At 60.6% G+C, this 18,963-nt stretch carries 20 protein-coding genes; 12 read left to right on the top strand and 8 right to left on the bottom strand.

Features of this window, described 5'->3' with window-relative positions; translation table 11 throughout:
* Nucleotides 1–3 precede the first annotated feature (3 nt).
* Together H8F22_RS24015 and H8F22_RS24010 are read left to right on the top strand one after the other, a co-directional pair.
* Nucleotides 4–807: an ABC transporter permease gene (locus H8F22_RS24015; protein ID WP_027924262.1), complete on the top strand. Its 804-nt coding sequence runs from the start codon at nt 4–6 to the stop codon at nt 805–807.
* A complete protein-coding gene (locus H8F22_RS24010; RefSeq protein ID WP_027924261.1) occupies nt 795–1,631 on the top strand; it encodes an ABC transporter ATP-binding protein in 837 nt (278 codons plus the stop codon). Before H8F22_RS24015 ends, H8F22_RS24010 begins: the two co-directional genes overlap by 13 nt.
* A 122-nt stretch (nt 1,632–1,753) precedes the next feature.
* Here H8F22_RS24010 and H8F22_RS24005 read toward each other — a convergent pair whose 3' ends face one another.
* Together H8F22_RS24005 and H8F22_RS24000 are read right to left on the bottom strand one after the other, a co-directional pair.
* Nucleotides 1,754–2,830: an endonuclease/exonuclease/phosphatase family protein gene (locus tag H8F22_RS24005; RefSeq protein WP_194940764.1), complete on the bottom strand. Its 1,077-nt coding sequence runs from the start codon at nt 2,828–2,830 to the stop codon at nt 1,754–1,756.
* A 66-nt stretch (nt 2,831–2,896) separates the two neighbouring features.
* The gene (locus tag H8F22_RS24000; RefSeq protein ID WP_194940763.1) at nt 2,897–3,571 is read right to left on the bottom strand and encodes a YciC family protein; all 675 of its coding nucleotides are present in this window, start codon (nt 3,569–3,571) and stop codon (nt 2,897–2,899) included.
* Nucleotides 3,572–3,750: 179 nt separating this feature from the next.
* On the opposite strand from H8F22_RS24000, the gene H8F22_RS23995 reads away from it, so the two are divergent.
* The 3 genes from H8F22_RS23995 (at nt 3,751) to H8F22_RS23985 (ending at nt 5,767) form a co-directional block, all read left to right on the top strand.
* Nucleotides 3,751–4,515, top strand: coding sequence for a DUF2076 domain-containing protein (locus H8F22_RS23995; RefSeq protein ID WP_027924258.1), 765 nt, complete (start codon nt 3,751–3,753; stop codon nt 4,513–4,515).
* 138 nt (nt 4,516–4,653) lie between these two features.
* The gene (locus tag H8F22_RS23990) at nt 4,654–5,133 is read left to right on the top strand and encodes a LabA-like NYN domain-containing protein (protein ID WP_007990686.1); all 480 of its coding nucleotides are present in this window, start codon (nt 4,654–4,656) and stop codon (nt 5,131–5,133) included.
* A gap of 22 nt (nt 5,134–5,155) precedes the next feature.
* A complete protein-coding gene (locus H8F22_RS23985; protein WP_027924257.1) occupies nt 5,156–5,767 on the top strand; it encodes a 3'-5' exonuclease in 612 nt (203 codons plus the stop codon).
* Between the two features lie 123 nt (nt 5,768–5,890).
* Here H8F22_RS23985 and H8F22_RS23980 read toward each other — a convergent pair whose 3' ends face one another.
* Nucleotides 5,891–6,349 carry an Lrp/AsnC family transcriptional regulator gene (locus tag H8F22_RS23980; RefSeq protein WP_027924256.1) on the bottom strand — a complete coding sequence of 153 codons (459 nt, stop codon included), beginning with the start codon at nt 6,347–6,349 and terminating at the stop codon, nt 5,891–5,893.
* A gap of 163 nt (nt 6,350–6,512) precedes the next feature.
* On the opposite strand from H8F22_RS23980, the gene yedA reads away from it, so the two are divergent.
* Together yedA and H8F22_RS23970 are read left to right on the top strand one after the other, a co-directional pair.
* Entirely contained in the window at nt 6,513–7,439 is a 927-nt protein-coding gene (yedA, locus tag H8F22_RS23975) for a drug/metabolite exporter YedA (RefSeq protein WP_059182111.1), read from the top strand.
* 78 nt (nt 7,440–7,517) lie between these two features.
* On the top strand, nt 7,518–8,852 hold the full coding sequence (locus tag H8F22_RS23970) for a DEAD/DEAH box helicase (RefSeq protein WP_027924254.1): 1,335 nt from the start codon (nt 7,518–7,520) through the stop codon (nt 8,850–8,852).
* 62 nt (nt 8,853–8,914) lie between these two features.
* On the opposite strand, the gene H8F22_RS23965 is transcribed toward H8F22_RS23970, so the two are convergent.
* Both H8F22_RS23965 and H8F22_RS23960 read right to left on the bottom strand, forming a co-directional pair.
* Nucleotides 8,915–10,162, bottom strand: a complete 1,248-nt coding sequence (locus H8F22_RS23965; protein WP_177339171.1) for a TIGR03862 family flavoprotein — start codon at nt 10,160–10,162, stop codon at nt 8,915–8,917.
* 280 nt (nt 10,163–10,442) lie between these two features.
* On the bottom strand, nt 10,443–11,363 hold the full coding sequence (locus tag H8F22_RS23960; protein WP_194940762.1) for a histone deacetylase family protein: 921 nt from the start codon (nt 11,361–11,363) through the stop codon (nt 10,443–10,445).
* A gap of 74 nt (nt 11,364–11,437) precedes the next feature.
* On the opposite strand from H8F22_RS23960, the gene H8F22_RS23955 reads away from it, so the two are divergent.
* The 3 genes from H8F22_RS23955 (at nt 11,438) to H8F22_RS23945 (ending at nt 13,576) form a co-directional block, all read left to right on the top strand.
* Nucleotides 11,438–12,007 carry a GNAT family N-acetyltransferase gene (locus H8F22_RS23955; RefSeq protein WP_027924251.1) on the top strand — a complete coding sequence of 190 codons (570 nt, stop codon included), beginning with the start codon at nt 11,438–11,440 and terminating at the stop codon, nt 12,005–12,007.
* 109 nt (nt 12,008–12,116) lie between these two features.
* Complete coding sequence (gene tesB, locus H8F22_RS23950; RefSeq protein ID WP_027924250.1) at nt 12,117–12,986, top strand: acyl-CoA thioesterase II; 870 nt, start codon at nt 12,117–12,119, stop codon at nt 12,984–12,986.
* Nucleotides 12,983–13,576: an HAD family hydrolase gene (locus tag H8F22_RS23945; protein WP_027924249.1), complete on the top strand. Its 594-nt coding sequence runs from the start codon at nt 12,983–12,985 to the stop codon at nt 13,574–13,576. Before tesB ends, H8F22_RS23945 begins: the two co-directional genes overlap by 4 nt.
* 125 nt (nt 13,577–13,701) lie before the next feature.
* Here the strand turns inward: H8F22_RS23945 and H8F22_RS23940 are convergent, their stop codons facing one another.
* On the bottom strand, nt 13,702–14,661 hold the full coding sequence (locus tag H8F22_RS23940; protein WP_194940761.1) for an alpha/beta hydrolase: 960 nt from the start codon (nt 14,659–14,661) through the stop codon (nt 13,702–13,704).
* Nucleotides 14,662–15,555 (bottom strand): KPN_02809 family neutral zinc metallopeptidase, encoded by an 894-nt coding sequence (gene ypfJ / locus H8F22_RS23935; RefSeq protein ID WP_059182115.1) that lies wholly within the window; start codon nt 15,553–15,555, stop codon nt 14,662–14,664.
* Nucleotides 15,556–15,806: 251 nt separating this feature from the next.
* On the opposite strand from ypfJ, the gene H8F22_RS23930 reads away from it, so the two are divergent.
* Both H8F22_RS23930 and H8F22_RS23925 read left to right on the top strand, forming a co-directional pair.
* Nucleotides 15,807–16,583 carry an IclR family transcriptional regulator gene (locus H8F22_RS23930; RefSeq protein WP_194940760.1) on the top strand — a complete coding sequence of 259 codons (777 nt, stop codon included), beginning with the start codon at nt 15,807–15,809 and terminating at the stop codon, nt 16,581–16,583.
* 119 nt (nt 16,584–16,702) lie between these two features.
* Nucleotides 16,703–17,581 (top strand): DMT family transporter, encoded by an 879-nt coding sequence (locus tag H8F22_RS23925; protein WP_027924245.1) that lies wholly within the window; start codon nt 16,703–16,705, stop codon nt 17,579–17,581.
* Nucleotides 17,582–17,630: 49 nt separating this feature from the next.
* On the opposite strand, the gene H8F22_RS23920 is transcribed toward H8F22_RS23925, so the two are convergent.
* Nucleotides 17,631–18,947, bottom strand: a complete 1,317-nt coding sequence (locus tag H8F22_RS23920; protein WP_228758936.1) for an MFS transporter — start codon at nt 18,945–18,947, stop codon at nt 17,631–17,633.
* Nucleotides 18,948–18,963: the final 16 nt, after the last annotated feature.

Here is an 18,963-nt window from a genome sequence, read left to right as displayed (position 1 = left end):
TGCATGTTCAAGCGCAATTCATGGCTGAGCCGCTGCATCACGCCCAAGACCGGCCTGCCGGTGCAGGTGATCTGGAGCGCAAGCGGCTTGGCCTGGGTATTGTTGATCGGCCTGTGGGCGGGATTGTCCTATGGCGGCGTGGTGCCGGGCATGTTCCTGCCGACACCGGGTGCGGTGGCCGAAGCCGCCGTACGCCTGGGCCGCGACGGCACCCTTGGCCTGCATGTGTGGGCCAGTCTCGAAGTGGTGATGGTCGGTTTCATTGTCTCGTCGCTGGTGGCGGTGCCGCTGGGGTTGCTGATGGGCAGCTTCCGTATCGTCCAGGCGTTCCTTGAGCCGATGGTCAATTTCATCCGCTACCTGCCGGTCACCTCGTTCGTGCCGCTGTTCATTCTGTGGATCGGGATCGGCCTGGAGCAGCGGGTCTCGGTGATCATCTTCGGTGTGTTCTTCCAGCAACTGGTGATGATCGCGGACGTGTCCAAAGGCATCTCCAAGGATTTGATCAACGCGTCCTACACCTTGGGCTCGACCCGTCGCGACGCGGTGCTGCATGTGATCGCCCCGGCCTCTTTACCGGGTGTGCTCGACACCTTGCGCGTAACCATGGGCTGGGCCTGGACCTACCTGGTGGTTGCCGAACTGGTCGCCGCTTCCAGTGGCCTGGGTTACTTGAGCCTTAAAGCCATGCGTGGCTTTCAAGTGGATGTGATTTTCCTCGCAATCGCGATCATCGGCCTGTTGGGCCTGGTCACCGATCAACTGTTCCGTTTCCTACGTCTGAGGATCGCCGCATGGGCTCAGTAAGCGCCGTCAACCCTCGCTTCGTCACACCCTCGGCCGCCCCGGTGCAGGCCGCTCCAAGGCTGCAAGTGGACAAGGTCAGCCTGCGCTATCAGAAACCTGACGGCGGCATGTTCACTGCGCTGGAGCAGGTATCGTTCGAGGTGCCGGACCAACAATTCGCCGTGCTGGTCGGACCTTCGGGGTGCGGCAAGTCGAGTTTGCTGTACCTCACCGCCGGCCTCAACGAACCCACCGAGGGCGAGATCTACGTCGGTGGCCAGCAAGTGCAGGGGCCGGGTGCTGACCGCGGCATGGTGTTCCAGAGCTATACGCTGTTCCCGTGGCTGACCGTGCGCCAGAACGTCGAATTCGGCCTCAAGCGTCGCGGCATGGCGGCTGCCCAGCGCAAGGAGATCGTTGACTACTACGTCAATGAAGTGGGCCTGAGCGGGTTTGCCGATAACTACGCCAAGCAGCTGTCCGGCGGCATGATGCAGCGTGTGGCGATTGCCCGCGCGCTGGCCAATGATCCGCAGATCCTGCTGATGGACGAACCTTTCGGTGCGCTCGACAGCCAGACGCGCCTGCAAATGCAACAGCTGTTGTTGCGGGTCTGGGGCAACAGCAAGAAGACCGTGTTGTTCGTGACCCACGATATCGACGAGGCGGTTTTGCTCGGCGATCGGGTCTACGTGATGGGCGCCAGGCCTGGGCGGATCAAGCAGATTCTGGATGTGCCGATCGAACGCCCACGGACCCTGGACATGGTCATGGAGCGCTCGTTCATCGACATGAAGCGCAAGATCTTCGGGCTATTGCATGACGACCTGGAAGAGGTGCATTAACGCCGGCCCTGCACCCATCCCTGTAGGAGTGAGCCTGCTCGCGATTGCGGTGTTCCAGCTACATTGATCTCGACTGACACGACGTCATCGCGAGCAAGCTCGCTCTCACAGGTTTCGTATTGTCAGTTGGCAGGTAGCAGGAACCGCGCAATCACCGGCAAGTGATCAGAGATGCGCAACGTATCGTCCTGCCTCACCATCGCCTCGACCCGCTTGAGGCGCGGGCTGTAGAACAGGTAATCAACCGTGCGGTCCGGGCCGCTCAAGCTGGGGTCATTCGGGTAATGCGTCAACCACTGGGCCCGATCAGCGCCGCTGGCTTCGTTGTTGGTCGGGATCATCGGGTACTTGTCCCACAGCACATGCAGCGCGCTGTCGGCCGAGTAGGGCGTGCGTTGTTCCTCGGGCAGTCGGCGAAACTGCCCGAGCGGCAACAGATTGAAATCGCCACCGATCAACCACGGCGTGCCACGGCCTTCGAATTTGTCGAGGACCTTGGCAACAGCCGTTACTTGGGCTTGCAGGGTTTCGTCGGGCTGGATGAGGCGGTCCAGGTGGGTGTTGAGTACCGCCATCTGACCGCCGTCGTTGAGCGGCAGGTAAGACACCAACAAGGCGTTTTTCGGTTTGAACTGGCGGCTGATCAGGTTGGCCGGCGCGACTGGCAATTGCAGGCGTTCGGCATGTTCGATCTGGTAGCGGCTGAGCGTCGCCAGTTGCCGGCCGACGCTACCGAAGATATGCGGATCCGGCACGAAGTCTGCCTTCCAGTCGAAGGCGTAAGCGCTGCACGGATACAGGTCGGCGACCCGCTCTTGCAGCAGTTTGAACTGGTGTTGGTAATCGCTGGTCTTGGCGTTGTCATCGAGCTCCTGCAACAACACGATGTCGGGGTTTTCGTCGCGTATCACCCGCGCCACTTCGTCGAGGCTGAAGGCCATGTCTTCAGGGGTGGGGTTTTCATCGGCGCCCTGCGCGAGGTCGTTCCAGAACACATAGCGTTTACCCGCCAGGTACTGAACGTTCCAGGTCATCACTTTTAATGCCTGACCGGGTACCAGGGTGGGCGCTTGAGTCGTGCAACTGACCGGCAGCACTTCCTTGGGGTCGGGGCGCCAGGTCAGGTTGTAAATCAGCAATGCGATCACGCCGGTCACGATCAACAGGCTCAGCAGGGTGTAGCGCAGTAGACGGGTCATGGCTCGGCTTATAGCGTTACAAAAGGTGGCCCCGAGCATAACCGAGACCGGAGCCGAAGCCCACGGTCAGAGCGGCCCCTCAATTTTCTCGGGCGTATCGCCGATCAGCATGAACAAGCGGAACAACACCACGCTGGTGAACAGTTGCAGGAAGCTGTGGGCGCTGTCGATCAGCAGGGAAATCACCGGGTTTTGCGGGGCCGGGTACACCGCGAGGGTGGCGCCCTTGAGCACCCAAAGCGGACCCATCACACACAGGATGCACACCAGAATGCGCATGAAATGGCCGCGGGTCAGGCGCAGGCTTTCTTTCATGGCCGCCAATGGGGCCATGCCACGCAACACCAGCAGGTACTCGCCGAAGGCCAGGGTCACCATCAGATAGATACCGGGCAGGAAGTACAGCGACAGACCGAGCAGGATCAACAGGGTGTTAAGTGCCGTGAGCAGGGCGAAGCGCGGCCACAGGTACGCCGAACGTGTCAGCAGGTCACGGTTGCGCGGCGATTCACCGCGGCTGCGGGCGTCGAGAAACAGGATCAGGGCCGCGGTGTACAGCGGATAAACCAGCAAGCCGACGATGACACTGACGCCGGGAAAACTGTCCGGCTCGGTGGAGTGGTCGACAATTTGTTGCAGCAGCGCCTCGAAGATCACCAGCGGCAGGCACAGTTGCACGATCTGCCCCAGATTGCGTTTGAAGAAATACAAGGAGTCACGCAGTACATCGAACGGATTCATCAGTCGGTATCGCAGGTTGGAAGCAGTGGTCCACTTTAACCGATCAAACCCTTGGGGGCGCAAACGTAAACGTTAGGTAAAGCTCATTGAAACAACTTGTTTCAGCCTCCATTAAGGTCGAGCACCTTATCCTCTTTGGAAAAGGACAACGATTTTCCCCGGCAATCTACGAGGTCGCCATGAACAGCGAAGAACAAACCCTGATCGATGGACTGTTTTCCCGGCTGCAACAGGCCGAAACGGACTCAGCCCCGCGCGATGCCCTGGCTGAGGCGCGGATCAAGGAACACCTGACTCGCCAGCCTGCGGCCGGCTATTTCATGACCCAGGCGATCCTGGTTCAGGAAGCTGCCATCAAGAGCCTTGACGAACAGAACAAGCAACTGACCCAGCAAGTGCAGCAATTGCAGGCCGAACTGCAAGCGGCCAAGGCACAGACAGCGGCCCCGGCGCCAAGCGGTGGTGGCTTTTTGTCGAGCATCTTCGGTGGCAGTGCCCGCGATCCACAGCCCGCACCGACCCAGAGCGCCCCATCGTCCACGGGCGGCTGGCGTGAACCGGCACGGCCATCGTTCAATTCACAGCCACCGCAGCAGAATTTTGGTGCCGCGCCGCCCCAACAAAACTACGCCCCGCAGCAACAAGCTCCGGCGGCGGGCAGCAGTTTTCTCGGTGGCGCGCTGAAGACCGCGGCCGGTGTCGCGGGTGGCGTGATGCTGGCACAAGGCATCAGCAGCCTGTTCCATCACAATCAGCAGCCGGAAGTGGTTGAAGTGATCAAGGAAGAGCCGGCGCAGGTCAATGACCAGAGCAACGGCGGTTGGGGCGATGACCAGCGTATGGCTGACAACAGCACCAATGATCAGGGCGGTTTTGCCGACACTGATTACAGCGATGACAGCTCGTCATTTTTCGGCGGCGATGACGACGATTCCTTCGTCTAAGACGCCATTCGTCCGGGGCGCGACCGTGCCCCGGGGCGATTATTCGCGGAACAATCCTTCGGGCTGGCATACTGGGCGACTTTTCGGGCCAGGTGCCTGATCTCGCCTGCGCGCCTGTGCGCCAAGAGGAAACCCGCGGTGAAAAAAATCGCAGTGTTCGCCGATGTCCAAAACCTCTATTACACCGTGCGTCAGGCCTATGGTTGCCACTTCAACTACGCCGCGCTGTGGGCTGACATCAGCAAACAGGGCGAGATCGTCGAGGCCTACGCCTACGCGATTGATCGTGGCGACAGCAAACAGCAGCAGTTTCAGCAGATCCTGCGCAACCTCGGCTTCACCGTGAAGCTCAAGCCCTACATCCAGCGCAGCGACGGTTCGGCCAAGGGCGACTGGGACGTGGGCATCACCCTCGACATCATGGACGCCGCCGATCACGTCGACGAAATCGTGCTGGCCTCCGGTGACGGTGATTTCGACATGTTGCTGGAACGCATCATCAGCAAGCACGGGGTGCAAGCGGTGGCTTACGGCGTGCCGGGCCTCACGGCCAACTCGCTGATCCGCGCCGCCAGCCGCTACGTGCCGATCGAAGGCGCGTTGCTGCTCAAGAATTGATTTTTACGGAGTTGAAACAGGTTTGGAACGCATAGCAGTCATCGACTTTGAAACCACCGGGATCTCCCCGAGCAGCAGCTGCCGGGCCACGGAAATTGCCGTGGTGATTCTTGAACAGGGGCGCATCGTCGAGCGTTACCAAAGCCTGATGAACGCCGGCGTGCGCGTGCCGGCTTTCATCGAGCAACTCACCGGCATCAGCAATGCCATGCTGCGCACCGCGCCGTCGGCCGAGCAGGTGATGAACGAGGTTAATGAGTTCGTCGGCATCACGCCGTTGCTGGCGCACAACGCGGCGTTCGACCAGAAGTTCTGGGACTTTGAGCTGGGGCGGATCAAGCGCACGCGTTTGCAGAACTTCGCCTGCTCGCTGCTACTGGCCCGCCGCCTGATGCCCGCCGCGCCGAACCACAAACTCGGCACCCTCACCACGTTCGCCAACTTGCCCGATACCGGCAAGGCTCACCGGGCGATGGCTGACGCGGAGATGGCGGCGAATCTGACGACGCATTTGATGGAAGAGTTGCGGCGCAAGCATGGCTTGCGCGAGTTGTCCCATGATTTGCTGTGCGGCTTGCAGAAAGTGCCGGCGGCGAAGATCAACGAACACCTCAAGCGCCATCGCGGGTTCTAATACCACCGCAAACCCTCTGTAGGAATGAGCCTGCTCCCGATTGCGGTGTTCCAGCTACATTGATGTCGGCTGACACGACGCCATCGCGAGCAGGCTCGCTCCTGGAAGGGATCTCCTGCAGCTTTAGATTGTTTTGCCATTGCCTTCGATGTGCCCCAACGGCACGCGCTTCTCTATCGCACTCGACAGCACAATCGACGTCTTGCTGAACCCGAACTTGGCAATCCGGTTGATCAACTCCTCCAGCTCCGGCATCGAGCCCACTGCCGCTTGCATGATCACGCACGGATCGCCGGTCACCCGGTGGCATTCGGTCAATTGCGGGATTTTGATCAAGTCGTCGTAGGCCTTTTGATTGCCGTGCTGGTTCAGGCGCAGTTCGATCACGCACTGGATTGGCAAACCGAGCTTGGCCATGTCGACTTTCGCCTGGTAACCGGTAATCACGCCGCTGGCTTCCAGCTTGGCCACGCGTTCGGCCACGGCCGGGGCGGACAGGTTGACCTTGCGCGCGAGGTCGGCGTAGGACGCACGACCGTTTTCCAGCAGGGCGCTGAGGAGCATGCGGTCGTATTTATCCATCGGCGTACACCTTGAAAATGACTGACTTTCGAAAGCATGGTTTATAGCGCTGATCTCCGTGTTTTGAAAAGTGTACTGGCGCTATAAACAGGTTTTGTAACTTATTTTTAGCGTTTGGCCTTTCTAGAATAGCTGTTCACATTGTTCTGTCATCGAGCTGCCCATGCCTGGCTTACGTCGTTTTCCCTTACCCTTGATCGCTGCCTTTTTCGCGTTGTACGTGATTTGGGGCTCGACCTATCTGGTGATCCGCATCGGCGTTGAGTACTGGCCGCCGTTGCTGCTCGCCGGAATCCGTTTTGTGCTCGCCGGGACGTTGATGTACGCCTTCCTGCGCTGGCGTGGGGCGCCGGCACCGACGTGGGCGCAGTGGAAAGCGGCCGGCATGATCGGGATCTTGTTGCTCGCCTGCGGTAACGGCGGCGTCAGTGTCGCCGAACACATGGGGGTGGCCTCCGGTGTGGCGGCATTGGCGGTGGCGACGGTGCCCTTGTTTACTTTGTTGTTCGGCTATTTCTGGGGGGCGCGAAATACCCGTCTCGAATGGGCCGGGATTGCGCTCGGGCTGATCGGCATTGCCATGTTGAATCTCGGTTCGAACCTGCAGTCGAGCCCGTTGGGCGCGCTGTTGCTGGTGTTCGCGGCGGCCTCCTGGGCGTTCGGTTCGGTCTGGAGCAAACACGTGCCGTTGCCAGCGGGGGCGATGGCCAGCGCAGTGGAAATGCTGGTCGGCGGCGTGGCGCTGCTGATCGGCAGTGTCGTGAGCGGCGAGCATCTGCAAGCCATGCCGCCGATTGAAGGCTGGGCTGCCCTGGCGTATCTGACGTTCTTCGGCTCGATCATCGCGTTCAACGCTTACATGTACCTGTTGAAAAACGTGCGTCCCGCGGCGGCGACCAGTTATGCCTACGTCAACCCGGCCGTCGCGGTATTGCTGGGGATCGTGTTTGTGGGCGAGACCATAGGAATCGAAGAAGGGCTGGCGATGCTGGTGATCATCAGCGCTGTGGTGTTGATCGGATTGCCACAGTGGCGTCGGGCGCCTGTGCAGACGGCTGTAGTCGCGCCGACAGAATCCCGTGTGAATTAGGGTAAACTGCGCGCCATTGCATCTTGTTTTGCACACTTGTTTTGAAAAACCCGCGCTGAATTTTCCTACGGTAATCCCATGACTTTCGCCACCCTTGGCCTGATCGAACCCTTGCTGCGCTCTCTCGAGACGCTCGGCTACCAGACCCCGACGCCGGTTCAGGCGCAAGCCATTCCGGCGGTGCTGGCCGGTCGCGACCTGATGGCTGCGGCCCAAACCGGCACTGGCAAGACCGCCGGTTTCGCGTTGCCGCTCCTGCAATTGCTGGCCATGGAAGGGCCGAAAGTCACCGCCAACTCGGTGCGCGCACTGATTCTGGTGCCGACCCGCGAACTGGCGGAGCAAGTCCACGAAGCCGTGCGTCAGTACGCCGAGAACCTGCCACTGAGCACTTATGCGGTGTACGGCGGCGTCAGCATCAACCCGCAAATGATGAAGCTGCGCAAAGGCGTCGACCTGCTGGTGGCCACGCCGGGCCGTTTGCTCGACCTGTTTCGCCAGAACGCGCTCAAGTTCAATCAGCTGCAAACCCTGGTGCTCGACGAAGCCGATCGTATGCTCGACCTGGGCTTTTCCGAGGAACTGGGCAACATTTACAAGGCGCTGCCGAAGAAGCGCCAGACGCTGTTGTTCTCGGCGACGTTCTCCGATGCGATCCGCACCCTGGCCGGGCAGATGCTCAACGATCCGCTGAGCATCGAAGTCAGCCCGCGTAACGTGGCGGCCAACACGGTTAAGCAGTGGGTAGTGACGGTCGACAAGAAGCGCAAGCCGGAACTGTTCGTTCACTTGCTGCGTAAAAGCAAATGGAAGCAGGTGCTGGTGTTCGCCAAGACCCGCAACGGTGTCGACGCGCTGGTGGAAAAACTCCAGGGCCTGGGCATCAATGCCGACGGCATCCACGGCGACAAACCGCAGGCGACGCGTCAGCGCGCACTGGACCGTTTCAAGGCCAGTGAAGTGCAGATCCTGGTCGCCACTGACGTCGCGGCCCGTGGTCTGGACATCGAAGATTTGCCGCTGGTGGTCAACTTCGACCTGCCGATCGTGGCCGAGGATTACATCCACCGCATCGGGCGTACCGGCCGTGCGGGTAACACCGGGCAGGCGATTTCGCTGGTGTGCGCCGATGAAGTGAATCTGCTGTCGGCCATCGAGACGTTGACCCGTCAGACTTTGCCTCGGCAGATGGAGCATGACTTCGAACCTGAGCACCGCGTGCCGGACACCGATGCCAGCGGTCAGGTGGTGAAAAAACCGAAAAAGCCGAAGAAACCGAAGACTTCCAGTGGCGGTAAACGCAATTTGGGCAAGTGGGTCGAGAGCGGGGATGCTTCGGCGCCGGAGCCTTCGATCAAGCCTGTGCGTAAAGTGCCGGTGTTCAACACTGGGCCGCGCAAGCGTAAGCCTTAACAGCAGCTATAAGTTGCAAGCTACAAGCTGCAAGTTAAAAGCCATTAACTTGCAGCTTGTAGCTAAAACTTGGCGCTGCTTCTGAGCCATTCCACCATCCCCATCCCCGCCGCACGCCCACTGGCGAAACACGCGGTCAGCAGATAGCCGCCCGTCGGCGCTTCCCAATCCAGCATCTCCCCCGCGCAAAACACGCCAGGCAATTGCTTGAGCATCAAGCGTTCATCCATCGACTCGAACGTCACACCACCGGCGCTGCTGATGGCTTCGTCCAGTGGGCGGGTTTTCACCAGCGTCAGCGGCAGTGCCTTGATCGCTTTGGCCAGCAACGCCGGGTCGCTGAAGCAATCGGCCGGTGTCAGCTCGCGCAGCAACGCGGCTTTCACGCCATCAATGCCCAGCTGACTGTGCAGGTGTTTGGACATCGAGCGTGAACCGCGAGGTTTGCTCAGCGCGGCCTGCACTTTATCCACAGGCTTGCCCGGCAGCAGGTCCAGATGAATGGTCGCGGAACCGTTGAGGTTGATCGCCTCACGGATCGGAGCCGACAAGGCGTAAATCAGACTGCCTTCAATCCCGGTCGCGGTGATCACGCATTCCCCGAGCCGCGGCACGTCGTCATTGAGGCCGATAGCGATGTTTTTCAGCGGCGCGCCGGCGAATTTACTGACCATCAATTCGCTCCAGGCCTGCACCTCGAAGCCGCAATTACTCGGTTGCAACGGCGCAAGTCCTACACCGCGTTGTTCCAGCGGCAGCCTCCACGCGCCATCCGAACCGAGCCGCGACCAACTGCCGCCGCCGAGGGCCAGCAGGGTGGCGTCCGGTGTCAGGCTTTTTTCACCGTCGGGGCTCGACAGTTTCAGGCTGCCGTCGGCATTCCAGCCGAGCCAGCGGTGGCGGGTGTGGATAACTACGCCAGCGTCGCGCAGGCGTTTGAGCCAGGCACGCAGCAAGGGCGCGGCTTTCATGTCGGTCGGGAACACCCGGCCGGAACTGCCGACAAAAGTTTCGACGCCCAGGTCATGAATCCACTGGCACAGCGCGTCGGCGCCAAAGGCGCGCAGTAGCGGTGCAATCTGTGGCGCGCGCTCGGCGTAACGCGAGAGAAACGCCGGGTAGGCTTCGGAGTGGGTGATGTTCATGCCGCCAACCCCGGCCAGCAGGAATTTGCGGCCCACCGAGGGCATGCCGTCGTACAGGTCGACCTTGATCCCGGCCTGGCTCAACACTTCAGCCGCCATCAGGCCGGCGGGGCCACCACCGATGATGGCGACGTGAGGGGGGAGGGCGGTGGAGGATCGGGTCATGGAGTGCGCTGCGGTTTGGCGGGATAAGCGGCGCATTCTACCAGCACAGATCCCTGTGGGAGCGAGCTTGCTCGCGATAGCGGTGGGTCAGTCAGCGTAGTGTTTACTGATAATCCGCTATCGCGAGCAAGCTCGCTCCCAGAGGGGATTTGTTATGTGTTCAGGACCTGGTTAAAAAACAACCACCGCAGTGTAGGCTATGCGCCGTAAGGGCTGTAGGCCGTTTCACTCAGGTTATCCACAGGCAGTTCCACAGGCATTGTGGGTAAACACTCACGGTTCAATGACAACCTGATGACTGCCACACCCGTTGCGCGCTGTGATGCAGAATCCCGTGCCGCCGCGCCAACGCCTTGCGGTCCGTGCTGTAACCGCCGCCAATCACCCCGACCACTGGAATATCCCGGCCCAGGCAATGGCGCATCACGCTTTCATCACGCGCCGCCACGCCTTCGTCCGTCAGTTTCAAGTAACCCAGGGCGTCGTCCTTGTGCACATCGACCCCGGCGTCATACAACACCAGGTCCGGTTGATAGAGCGGCAGCAAATAGTTGAGCGCATCGTCGACCACTTTCAGGTAGTCGGTGTCGCCCATGCCCTTGGGCAACGGGATGTCCCAGTCACTTTCGGCTTTGCGTGCAGGAAAATTCTTTTCACAGTGCAGGGAAACGGTCACCGCGTCCGGGGTGTTGTGCAGGATCCGCGCAGTCCCGTCGCCCTGATGCACGTCGCAATCGAAGATCAACACCCGATTCACCCGGCCACTTTCCAGCAGGTAATGGCTGATCACGGCCAGGTCATTGAAGATGCAGAAGCCCGCCGGGTAGTCGTAATGCGCGTGATGGGTGCCGCCGGCCAGGTGACAGGCCAAACCGTGTTGCAGCGCCTGCTCCGCCGCCAGCAACGACCCGCCGACCGCGCGCACCGTGCGCCGGGCCAGGGCTTCGCTCCAGGGCAGGCCGAGACGCCGCTGGTCTTCACGGGACAACTCGCCACTCATATAACGTTCGATATAGGCAGCGTCATGGGCGAGGGCGAGAATCTCCGGGGGGCAGAGCTCCGGGCGCAGCAGATCGGCGTCCCGGGTCAGGCCGCTGTCCACCAGGTGATCGCGCAACAGGCGAAACTTGTCCATGGGGAAGCGGTGGTCCGCCGGAAACTCGGGGCTGTAGTCTTCGTGATAAATCAGCGGCAGCGGCATGATGATTTCATGTAGGAATGAGAGAAGGATCCTACCAGCGATGTAGACTTGCGGCATGGAAACGGGGGAACGCAATGGAGCCAATACTGCAACTCGAAAGTGCGCGACTGCTGTTGCGGCAGTGGCGCGACGAGGATTTGCCGGAATTTGCGGCGATGTGTGCCGATCCACAGGTGATGCGTTATTTTCCGGCGCCGTTGAGTCGTCTGGAAAGTGCCTCGCTGATCGGGCGCATTCGCGGGCATTTTGCCGAGCATGGTTTCGGCCTCTGGGCGCTGCAACGCAAGGACACCGGCCAGTTCATCGGGTTTACCGGGCTGGGTGTGGTGGGCTTCGATGCGCCATTCACCCCGGCGACCGAAATCGGCTGGCGCCTGGCCCGCGAGCATTGGGGCCTGGGGTATGCCAGTGAAGCCGCGTGGACCGCTCTGCGTTGCGGGTTTGACCGGTTGGGGCTGACCGAAGTCGTGTCCTTCACCACGCAATCCAACACGCCTTCCGAGAAAGTCATGCAGGCGATCGGCATGCACCATGATTCAGCCGATGACTTCGAGCATCCGAAGCTCGCCGCCGGCCATCCCCTGCGTCACCATGTGCTGTACCGCATCACCCGTGAACAATGGCTGCAAACCTTGCATGGATAAGCCGCCGCGGACGTTTACAATGGCCCCCATCTTATTGGCCCTGGCCAGAAACTGAATCGACCGTCGCAGCCAAGACTGCGCGGCAATGTTTTGCGTGAGGAGAGCCTGAATGAGCCAAGTGTTGGATGATCTGGTCGACCTGTTGACCCTGGAACCGATCGAAGAAAACCTGTTCCGTGGCCGCAGCCAGGACCTGGGTTTTCGCCAGTTGTTCGGCGGTCAGGTGATCGGTCAGTCGCTGTCGGCAGCCAGTCAGACGGTAGAAGAAGCGCGGCATGTGCATTCCATGCACGGGTATTTCCTGCGTCCGGGCGATTCAGCATTGCCTGTGGTTTATCAGGTGGATCGGGTGCGCGACGGCGGCAGTTTCAGCACGCGACGGGTGACGGCGATCCAGAAGGGCAATCCGATTTTTACCTGCAGCGCCTCGTTCCAGTACGACGAAAAAGGCTTTGAGCACCAGGCCCAAATGCCGGTTGTGGTCGGACCGGAAAACCTGCCTTCGGAACTGGAACTCACCCAGCAGCATGCGCACCTGATCCCTGAGCACATGCGCGAAAAACTGCTGTGCCCGAAACCGATCGAATTCCGCCCGGTGACCGAAAAAGATCCCTACAACCCGCTACCCTCTGACCCGGTCAAGTACGTCTGGTTTCGTGCCGACGGTGCCCTGGCCGACTCGCCGGCGCTGCACAAATACTTGCTGGCCTATGCGTCCGACTTCGGTCTGCTGGTGACTTCGATGCAGCCCCATGGCAAAACGGTCTGGAACAAGGACATGCAGGTCGCCAGCCTCGATCACGCGCTGTGGTTCCATCAGGATCTGCGCGCCGATGACTGGTTGCTCTATGCGATGGACAGCCCTTGGGCCGGTAATTCCCGTGGTTTTAACCGTGGCAGCGTGTTCAACCGTGCTGGACAACTGGTGGCCTCGGTCACTCAGGAAGGCCTGATTCGTCATCGCAAGGATTGGGCATGAGCCTGGCCGAGGTGCGTCATTGGGTGTTCGACATGGACGGCACCCTGACGGTGGCTGTGCACGACTTTGCGGCGATTCGCGTGGCATTGGCGATCCCGGCCGAAGACGACATCCTGACCCACCTCGCCGCATTGCCGGCCGATGAAGCGGCGGCTAAACATGCGTGGCTGCTGGAGCACGAACGTGATCTGGCACTGGGGTCGAAACCGGCACCCGGTGCGGTAGAGCTGGTGCGTGAGTTGGCCGGGCGCGGTTATCGCCTGGGCATTCTCACGCGCAATGCCCGGGAGCTGGCGCATGTGACGCTGGAGGCCATCGGCCTGGCCGACTGTTTCGCCGTGGAGGATGTGCTGGGGCGTGATGAAGCACCGCCCAAGCCGCATCCCGGTGGCTTGCTGAAACTGGCAGAGGCCTGGAACGTGCCGGCGAGCGAGATGGTGATGGTCGGTGATTACCGCTTTGATCTGGATTGTGGTCGCGCGGCGGGGGCGCGAACGGTGTTGGTGAATTTACCGGATAACCCGTGGCCGGAACTGACGGATTGGCATGCGGCGGACTGTGTGGCATTGCGGGAAATGTTGTTGGCTTGAGGGCCCCTTCGCGAGCAGGCTCACTCCCACAGGGGATCGCTATGGAATACAAAAACTGCGTCCGCTAGAGATCTACTGTAGGAGTTAGCCTGCTCGCGAAAGCGTCCGTTCAGGCATCAAAAAACTCACTGCCCAAACAAAGCCTTCTGCCCCTCCGGCGACGTCAACATCCCCTGCCCGTTATGCCCAACCCCCGGCACTTCCACCAGCCGCTGGTTCACCCCTCGCGGATTACGACGCAGCAAATAATCAAAGTAAAAATGCCCGCGAGCCAGCCGGTTAGTGCCTTGGGCTTCAGCCTCGCACCCCTTGTCCAGCGCCGGTTGCTGCGGGTCGCTGTCTTGCTGCCCGAGCAGATACGTCACGTCACGTTTGACGTAGTTGCCTTCAATCTGTGGTGCCGTTTGCCCACTGGCATAAAGGGGCAAATCCGTCAGGCCATATTTCCAGCGGTTGAAACCAGGGCATTTCGCGTGATCGAACGCCACGGGCCGTCGCTCATCGAAATACGCGTACGAGGAGGGGTTGGCGACCACATAAAGGACTTTCACGCCGGCAGCGCTAAGCGCGGGTTGATCGTGAGCCAGCAAGGCATAGCGTTGAACCACCTGGGCCCCCCCGGAGTGACCGGCGATGACGATTTGTTTCACGTCCGGAAACTGTTGGCGGTCGCTGACTCTCGCAATGATCTGATCCAGCGCCCCAAAGGAACTCAGTGCAAACGGGGCTGTGGATAAACCGCCGGCCATCCAATCGTCGCCCTGCCAGCGCAGGACGCTGTCCGCCACGGGGTGCAGGGCGACATCGGTTTCATTGAGAAACTGTGGGGCGATGACCAGCGTGGTCTGGCTTTGTCCTGCCAGTTCAGCCGCCTGCTCGGCGCTCTGGCGGTAGGTTCCAGCGTTGCGCAGACGGCCGTGGATGATGATCAGCACGCGTTCGATTTTGGCCGGCGCGGCGCCGAGGCTCACCGCCATCTCGCCTTCTTTGAGCAACAGCCGGCCGGGGCTGAGTTCTTTGACCGCATGTTCGGCGGCTTGGGTACTTGCGCAGGTAAACAGTACAGCTAACAGCCACTTATTCATTTACAGGTTTTTCGCCGCAAAGGTATCGCACTGGCCCACCTGGCCTTGTGCAAATCCGGTTTTAAACCAGCGCACCCTTTGCGCTGACGTTCCATGGGTAAACGAGTCCGGCACCACGCGCCCCTGACCTTGCTGTTGCAAGCGGTCGTCGCCGATGGCATTGGCGGCGTTCAGGGCTTCTTCGATGTCGCCTGGTTCCAGCCAGTTCAGACGCTTTTGTGCATTGTTGGCCCAGACTCCGGCCAGGCAATCGGCCTGAAGTTCCTGACGCACGAGTAACCCCCCGTCGCCTTCCATTTGGCGGCCTTGGGCGCGAGCGGTCTGAATTTTCGCCGATACGCCGAGTAAAGTCTGAACGTGGTGTCCGACTTCGTGAGCGATCACGTAGGCCTGGGCGAAGTCGCCGGCAGCGGAGAAACGTTGTGACATTTCCTGGAAGAATGCCATGTCCAGGTAGACTTTCTGGTCGGCCGGGCAATAGAACGGACCGGTCGCCGACGTCGCCAGACCGCAGGCGGAATTGACGCGATTGCTGAACAGCACCAGGGTCGGGTTCTTATATTGCTTACCGGCCTGCTGGAAAATCTGGCCCCAGGTGTCTTCGGTATCGCCGAGGATCGAGCGCACGAATTCGGCACCTTCATCATTGGCCGGTGGCGCCTTGCGCGTTTGATTGGTGGCGGGCGCCGACTGCTCGCTCATTTGGCCGGTGAGTTGTCCGAGGATCTGCAACGGATCCTGGCCGGTGATCCAGCCAATCCCGACAATCAGGATGATCGCGGTCAGGCTCAGGCCCTTGCCGCCACCAAAACGCATCCCGCCACCGCCGCCGCCGACATCATCACCACGGGCGTCCACCACGTTGTCGCTGCGTCGGCCTTTTTTCCATAGCATGTGGGAATCCTCTGATTGTCCGTGGGGATGAGTGTTGCTGGTGTGGCGGAGCGGCGCCAGTCCGATCGTCCGGGTTTCGGCTATTGCCGGCAATCGCCAGCCGTATTCCAGACTTGTATGAACGTGGACTCCCTATCGAATTCCGTCAGGCGCCGGGTTTTTATCGAATCAACCTGTCGATCGTCGAGTTCCAGATTTCGCATTACCGGGTTCGTCTTCTAGAATCAGGCAAATTGTATGTGGAACCTCCCATGGCCGGCAGTCAGATCGAACGTGTTTTCAGTGTGCTGGAAAGCCTTACCAGTGACCCTCGCGGTGTGCCGATGCAGGCGCTGGCGGAACAACTGGACATCCCGAAAAGCGCGACCCACCGCTTGCTTGCCGAGCTGGTACGGCTGGGCTATGTGCGACAGAATCCAGAGAACCTGCGCTATCACCTGACCACCAAACTGGTGGCGATGGGGTTTCGTTATCTCTCGGGCAGCGGCGCCGATATCGTGCAGCCAGTGCTGGATCGCCTCGCGCAGGAGACCGGCGAACTGGTGCGCCTGGGCGTCATTGAAGGCGAGCGGCAGGTCTGGATCGCCAAGTCGCAAGGTGCCCGGTCCGGCCTGCGTTACGACCCGGACATGGGCCGCGATGCGCCCTTGTTCTACACCGCGTCGGGCCACGCGTGGCTGGCGTGCATGAGCGATGCCGAGGCGTTGTCGCTGGTCGAACGCCAGGGCGGTGAGCGGCCCAAAGACCTGGGGCCGAATGCGCCGCGATCCAACATTGAGCTGCTGGAGCGTCTGCGTCTGGCGCGCGAGCAGGGTTATGCCTGGGTTGAAGAGAGTTCGGCGGTGGGCACCTCGGCGATCGCTGCCGTGGTGCGGCACCCGAGCGAGGGGCGGGTGATGGGGGTGCTGAGCATCGCCGGGCCCAGTGCGCGTATGCCGGGCGCACGGTTGCATGAATTGGCGCCGCTGTTGTTGAGGTATGCCGAAGAGTTGTCGGCGGCGAGCCTTGCTTCAGAGTTGTTCAGCTGATTTGGGATGTCTGTTCGTCCGGAAACCGTGCGATGTTCGAACACTTTCGGCCTATGCTTGTATGGGAATCTGGAACCAGGTTCTAAATTATTGGAATTCGCCAGGCACAAGGGAACCCCATGACCGTCAGCACTCCGCTCTCCGGCGTAAACCAGCCCTTCAAAGGGATTTTGCTGATCGTCGTCGCCACCTTTCTTTTCTCCAGTCACGATGCCCTGTCCAAATACCTCTCCGGTTTCTATCCGATCGTCATGGTGGTCTGGGCTCGCTATGTGGTTCACACCTTGTTGATGGCGGGAATTTTCCTGCCGCAATCCGGATTGCGCGTGCTGCGAACCAAACGGCCATGGCTGCAAGTGATGCGGGCGTTGTGCCTGTTGGGCACCAGTCTGTTTTTCACCACGGGTTTGCAATACATCCCCTTGGCTGAAGCCACGGCGGTCAACTTTCTTGCGCCGGTGCTGGTCACGGCGCTGTCGGTGCCGTTGCTGAAGGAACACGTCACCCGTGGCCAATGGATCGCGGTGATTTGCGGATTTGCCGGCGTGTTGATCATCGTCCACCCCGGCGGTGATCTGTTCACACCCGCGGTGCTGCTGCCGCTCTGCTCAGCGTTGTTTTTCTGCTTCTATCAATTGCTCACCCGCAAGCTCAGCAACATCGACAGCCCGACCACCAGCAACTTTTTCGCCGGCCTGTGCAACACCCTGGTGATGAGCGCGCTGGTGCCGTTCTTCTGGCAAGTGCCGAGCCTTGGGCATGGACTGATGATGGTGGCGCTGGGCGCGTGCGGGATGACGGCTCACTTGTTTCTGACTCAGGCGTTTCGCTACGCCGCGCCGGCGTTGCTGGCGCCGTTCGGTTATTGCCAGATTGTGTTTGCCGGTCTGCTGGGCTGGCTGCTGTTTGCCCACACGCCGACCCTGACCACGGTGGTCGGGATCGCGGTGATTTGCTGCAGCGGGTTGGCGGCGGCGTGGCAACAGAGTCGTCGGTAGGACAAACAAAAAGGCAGGCCTGGAATCAGGCCTGCCGGGGGAAGGGCTATTACTCGGTGACGGCAGGAATCTTGCGCGGTGCCATGAAGTACATCCAGGTCAGGGCAATGAAGTACATCGCCGGAATCAGGGTGAACAGCACGGTGTAGTTGTTGTGGGTGACGGTCAGGATGTGGCCGACCAACTGCGTCATGAACATCCCGCCGATGGCTGCGCACATGCCGCCAAAACCGAACACTGTGCTCATCATGTGTTTAGGCGTGTAGTCCATGACCAGGCTCCAGATGTTCGCGGTCCAGGCCTGGTGCGCGCCGATGGCCAGGGAGATGGCGAACACCGCGACCCACAGACTGCTCGAACCCGCCGCCATGATCACGCCGACGATGCAGCAGGCAAACAGGAACATCGACATCAGCCGCGCCTTGATCGGATTGACCCCGCGACCGATCAGGAACGAGGAGAGGATCCCGCCACCGACGCTGCCGAAGTCGGCGGTCAGGTAGATGATGATCAGCGGAATCCCCATCTGGGTCACGTTGATCCCCAGGTTGTATTGCTGATTGAGGAATGGCGGCAACCAGTACAGGTAGAACCAGAACACCGGCGCGGTCATTGAGTAGGCGAGGGCGAAGGCCCAGGTGCCGCGCATGCGCAGGATTTTCGAGAACGGCACGCGGGCTTGTTCCGGTTCGACTTCGTTCTGGATGTAGTCCAGTTCCGATTGTTTGACGCTCGGATGATCTTCCGGGTTGAAGTATTTCAAACCCCAGAACAGCAACCAGATCCCGCCCAGTGCCGACATGCACAGGAACGCGGCCTGCCAGCCCCATACGTGCAGGATCAGTGGCAGCAACATCGGGGTGAACATCGCGCCGACGTTGGTCCCGGCGTTGAAGATGCCGGTGGCCACGGCGCGTTCGCCGGCCGGGAACCACAGCCGCGTGGTCTTCACGCAGGCCGGGTAGTTGGCGGCTTCGGTCAAGCCAAGGATGAATCGGCAGACCATGAAGCCTACCGCCGACGTCGCGAGGCCGTGGGCACCGGTAGCGATGCTCCAGAGCAGCACGGCGCAGAAGAACACGCGCTTGACGCCGACCCGGTCGATCAACCGGCCTTGCAGCACGAAACCGATCGCGTAGCCGACCTGAAACCAGAAGTTGATGTTGGCGTAGTCCATCGCCGTCCAGCTCATTTCCTTGGCGAGGATGGGCTGCATGACGCCGAGGGCGGCGCGATCGATGTAGTTCAGGGTTGTCGCGAAAAACACCAGCGCCAGCATGCCCCAACGGGTTTTGCCGACCGCCATGGCGCCGCGGATCTTGTCGCCGATGCCGCCGCTGGCAGGAGTCATGGAGGCGTGCTCCATGGGAGAACTTTGAGAA

It is taken from the genome of Pseudomonas mucoides (assembly GCF_015461845.1).
GTDB classification, from domain to species: Bacteria; Pseudomonadota; Gammaproteobacteria; order Pseudomonadales; family Pseudomonadaceae; genus Aquipseudomonas; species Aquipseudomonas mucoides.
This window is presented reverse-complemented; position numbering and strand designations above follow the sequence as displayed.

Bases quoted from the DNA above. Each gene is read 5' to 3' on its own strand.
- H8F22_RS24015 (WP_027924262.1), top strand. From the start codon at position 4: ATGTTCAAGCGCAATTCATGGCTGAGCCGCTGCATCACGCCCAAGACC.
- H8F22_RS24010 (WP_027924261.1), top strand. From the start codon at position 795: ATGGGCTCAGTAAGCGCCGTCAACCCTCGCTTCGTCACACCCTCGGCC.
- H8F22_RS24005 (WP_194940764.1), bottom strand. From the start codon at position 2,830: ATGACCCGTCTACTGCGCTACACCCTGCTGAGCCTGTTGATCGTGACC.
- H8F22_RS24000 (WP_194940763.1), bottom strand. From the start codon at position 3,571: ATGAATCCGTTCGATGTACTGCGTGACTCCTTGTATTTCTTCAAACGC.
- H8F22_RS23995 (WP_027924258.1), top strand. From the start codon at position 3,751: ATGAACAGCGAAGAACAAACCCTGATCGATGGACTGTTTTCCCGGCTG.
- H8F22_RS23980 (WP_027924256.1), bottom strand. From the start codon at position 6,349: ATGGATAAATACGACCGCATGCTCCTCAGCGCCCTGCTGGAAAACGGT.
- yedA (WP_059182111.1), top strand. From the start codon at position 6,513: ATGCCTGGCTTACGTCGTTTTCCCTTACCCTTGATCGCTGCCTTTTTC.
- H8F22_RS23970 (WP_027924254.1), top strand. From the start codon at position 7,518: ATGACTTTCGCCACCCTTGGCCTGATCGAACCCTTGCTGCGCTCTCTC.
- H8F22_RS23965 (WP_177339171.1), bottom strand. From the start codon at position 10,162: ATGACCCGATCCTCCACCGCCCTCCCCCCTCACGTCGCCATCATCGGT.
- H8F22_RS23960 (WP_194940762.1), bottom strand. From the start codon at position 11,363: ATGCCGCTGCCGCTGATTTATCACGAAGACTACAGCCCCGAGTTTCCG.
- H8F22_RS23955 (WP_027924251.1), top strand. From the start codon at position 11,438: ATGGAGCCAATACTGCAACTCGAAAGTGCGCGACTGCTGTTGCGGCAG.
- tesB (WP_027924250.1), top strand. From the start codon at position 12,117: ATGAGCCAAGTGTTGGATGATCTGGTCGACCTGTTGACCCTGGAACCG.
- H8F22_RS23945 (WP_027924249.1), top strand. From the start codon at position 12,983: ATGAGCCTGGCCGAGGTGCGTCATTGGGTGTTCGACATGGACGGCACC.
- H8F22_RS23940 (WP_194940761.1), bottom strand. From the start codon at position 14,661: ATGAATAAGTGGCTGTTAGCTGTACTGTTTACCTGCGCAAGTACCCAA.
- ypfJ (WP_059182115.1), bottom strand. From the start codon at position 15,555: ATGCTATGGAAAAAAGGCCGACGCAGCGACAACGTGGTGGACGCCCGT.
- H8F22_RS23930 (WP_194940760.1), top strand. From the start codon at position 15,807: ATGGCCGGCAGTCAGATCGAACGTGTTTTCAGTGTGCTGGAAAGCCTT.
- H8F22_RS23925 (WP_027924245.1), top strand. From the start codon at position 16,703: ATGACCGTCAGCACTCCGCTCTCCGGCGTAAACCAGCCCTTCAAAGGG.
- H8F22_RS23920 (WP_228758936.1), bottom strand. From the start codon at position 18,947: ATGGAGCACGCCTCCATGACTCCTGCCAGCGGCGGCATCGGCGACAAG.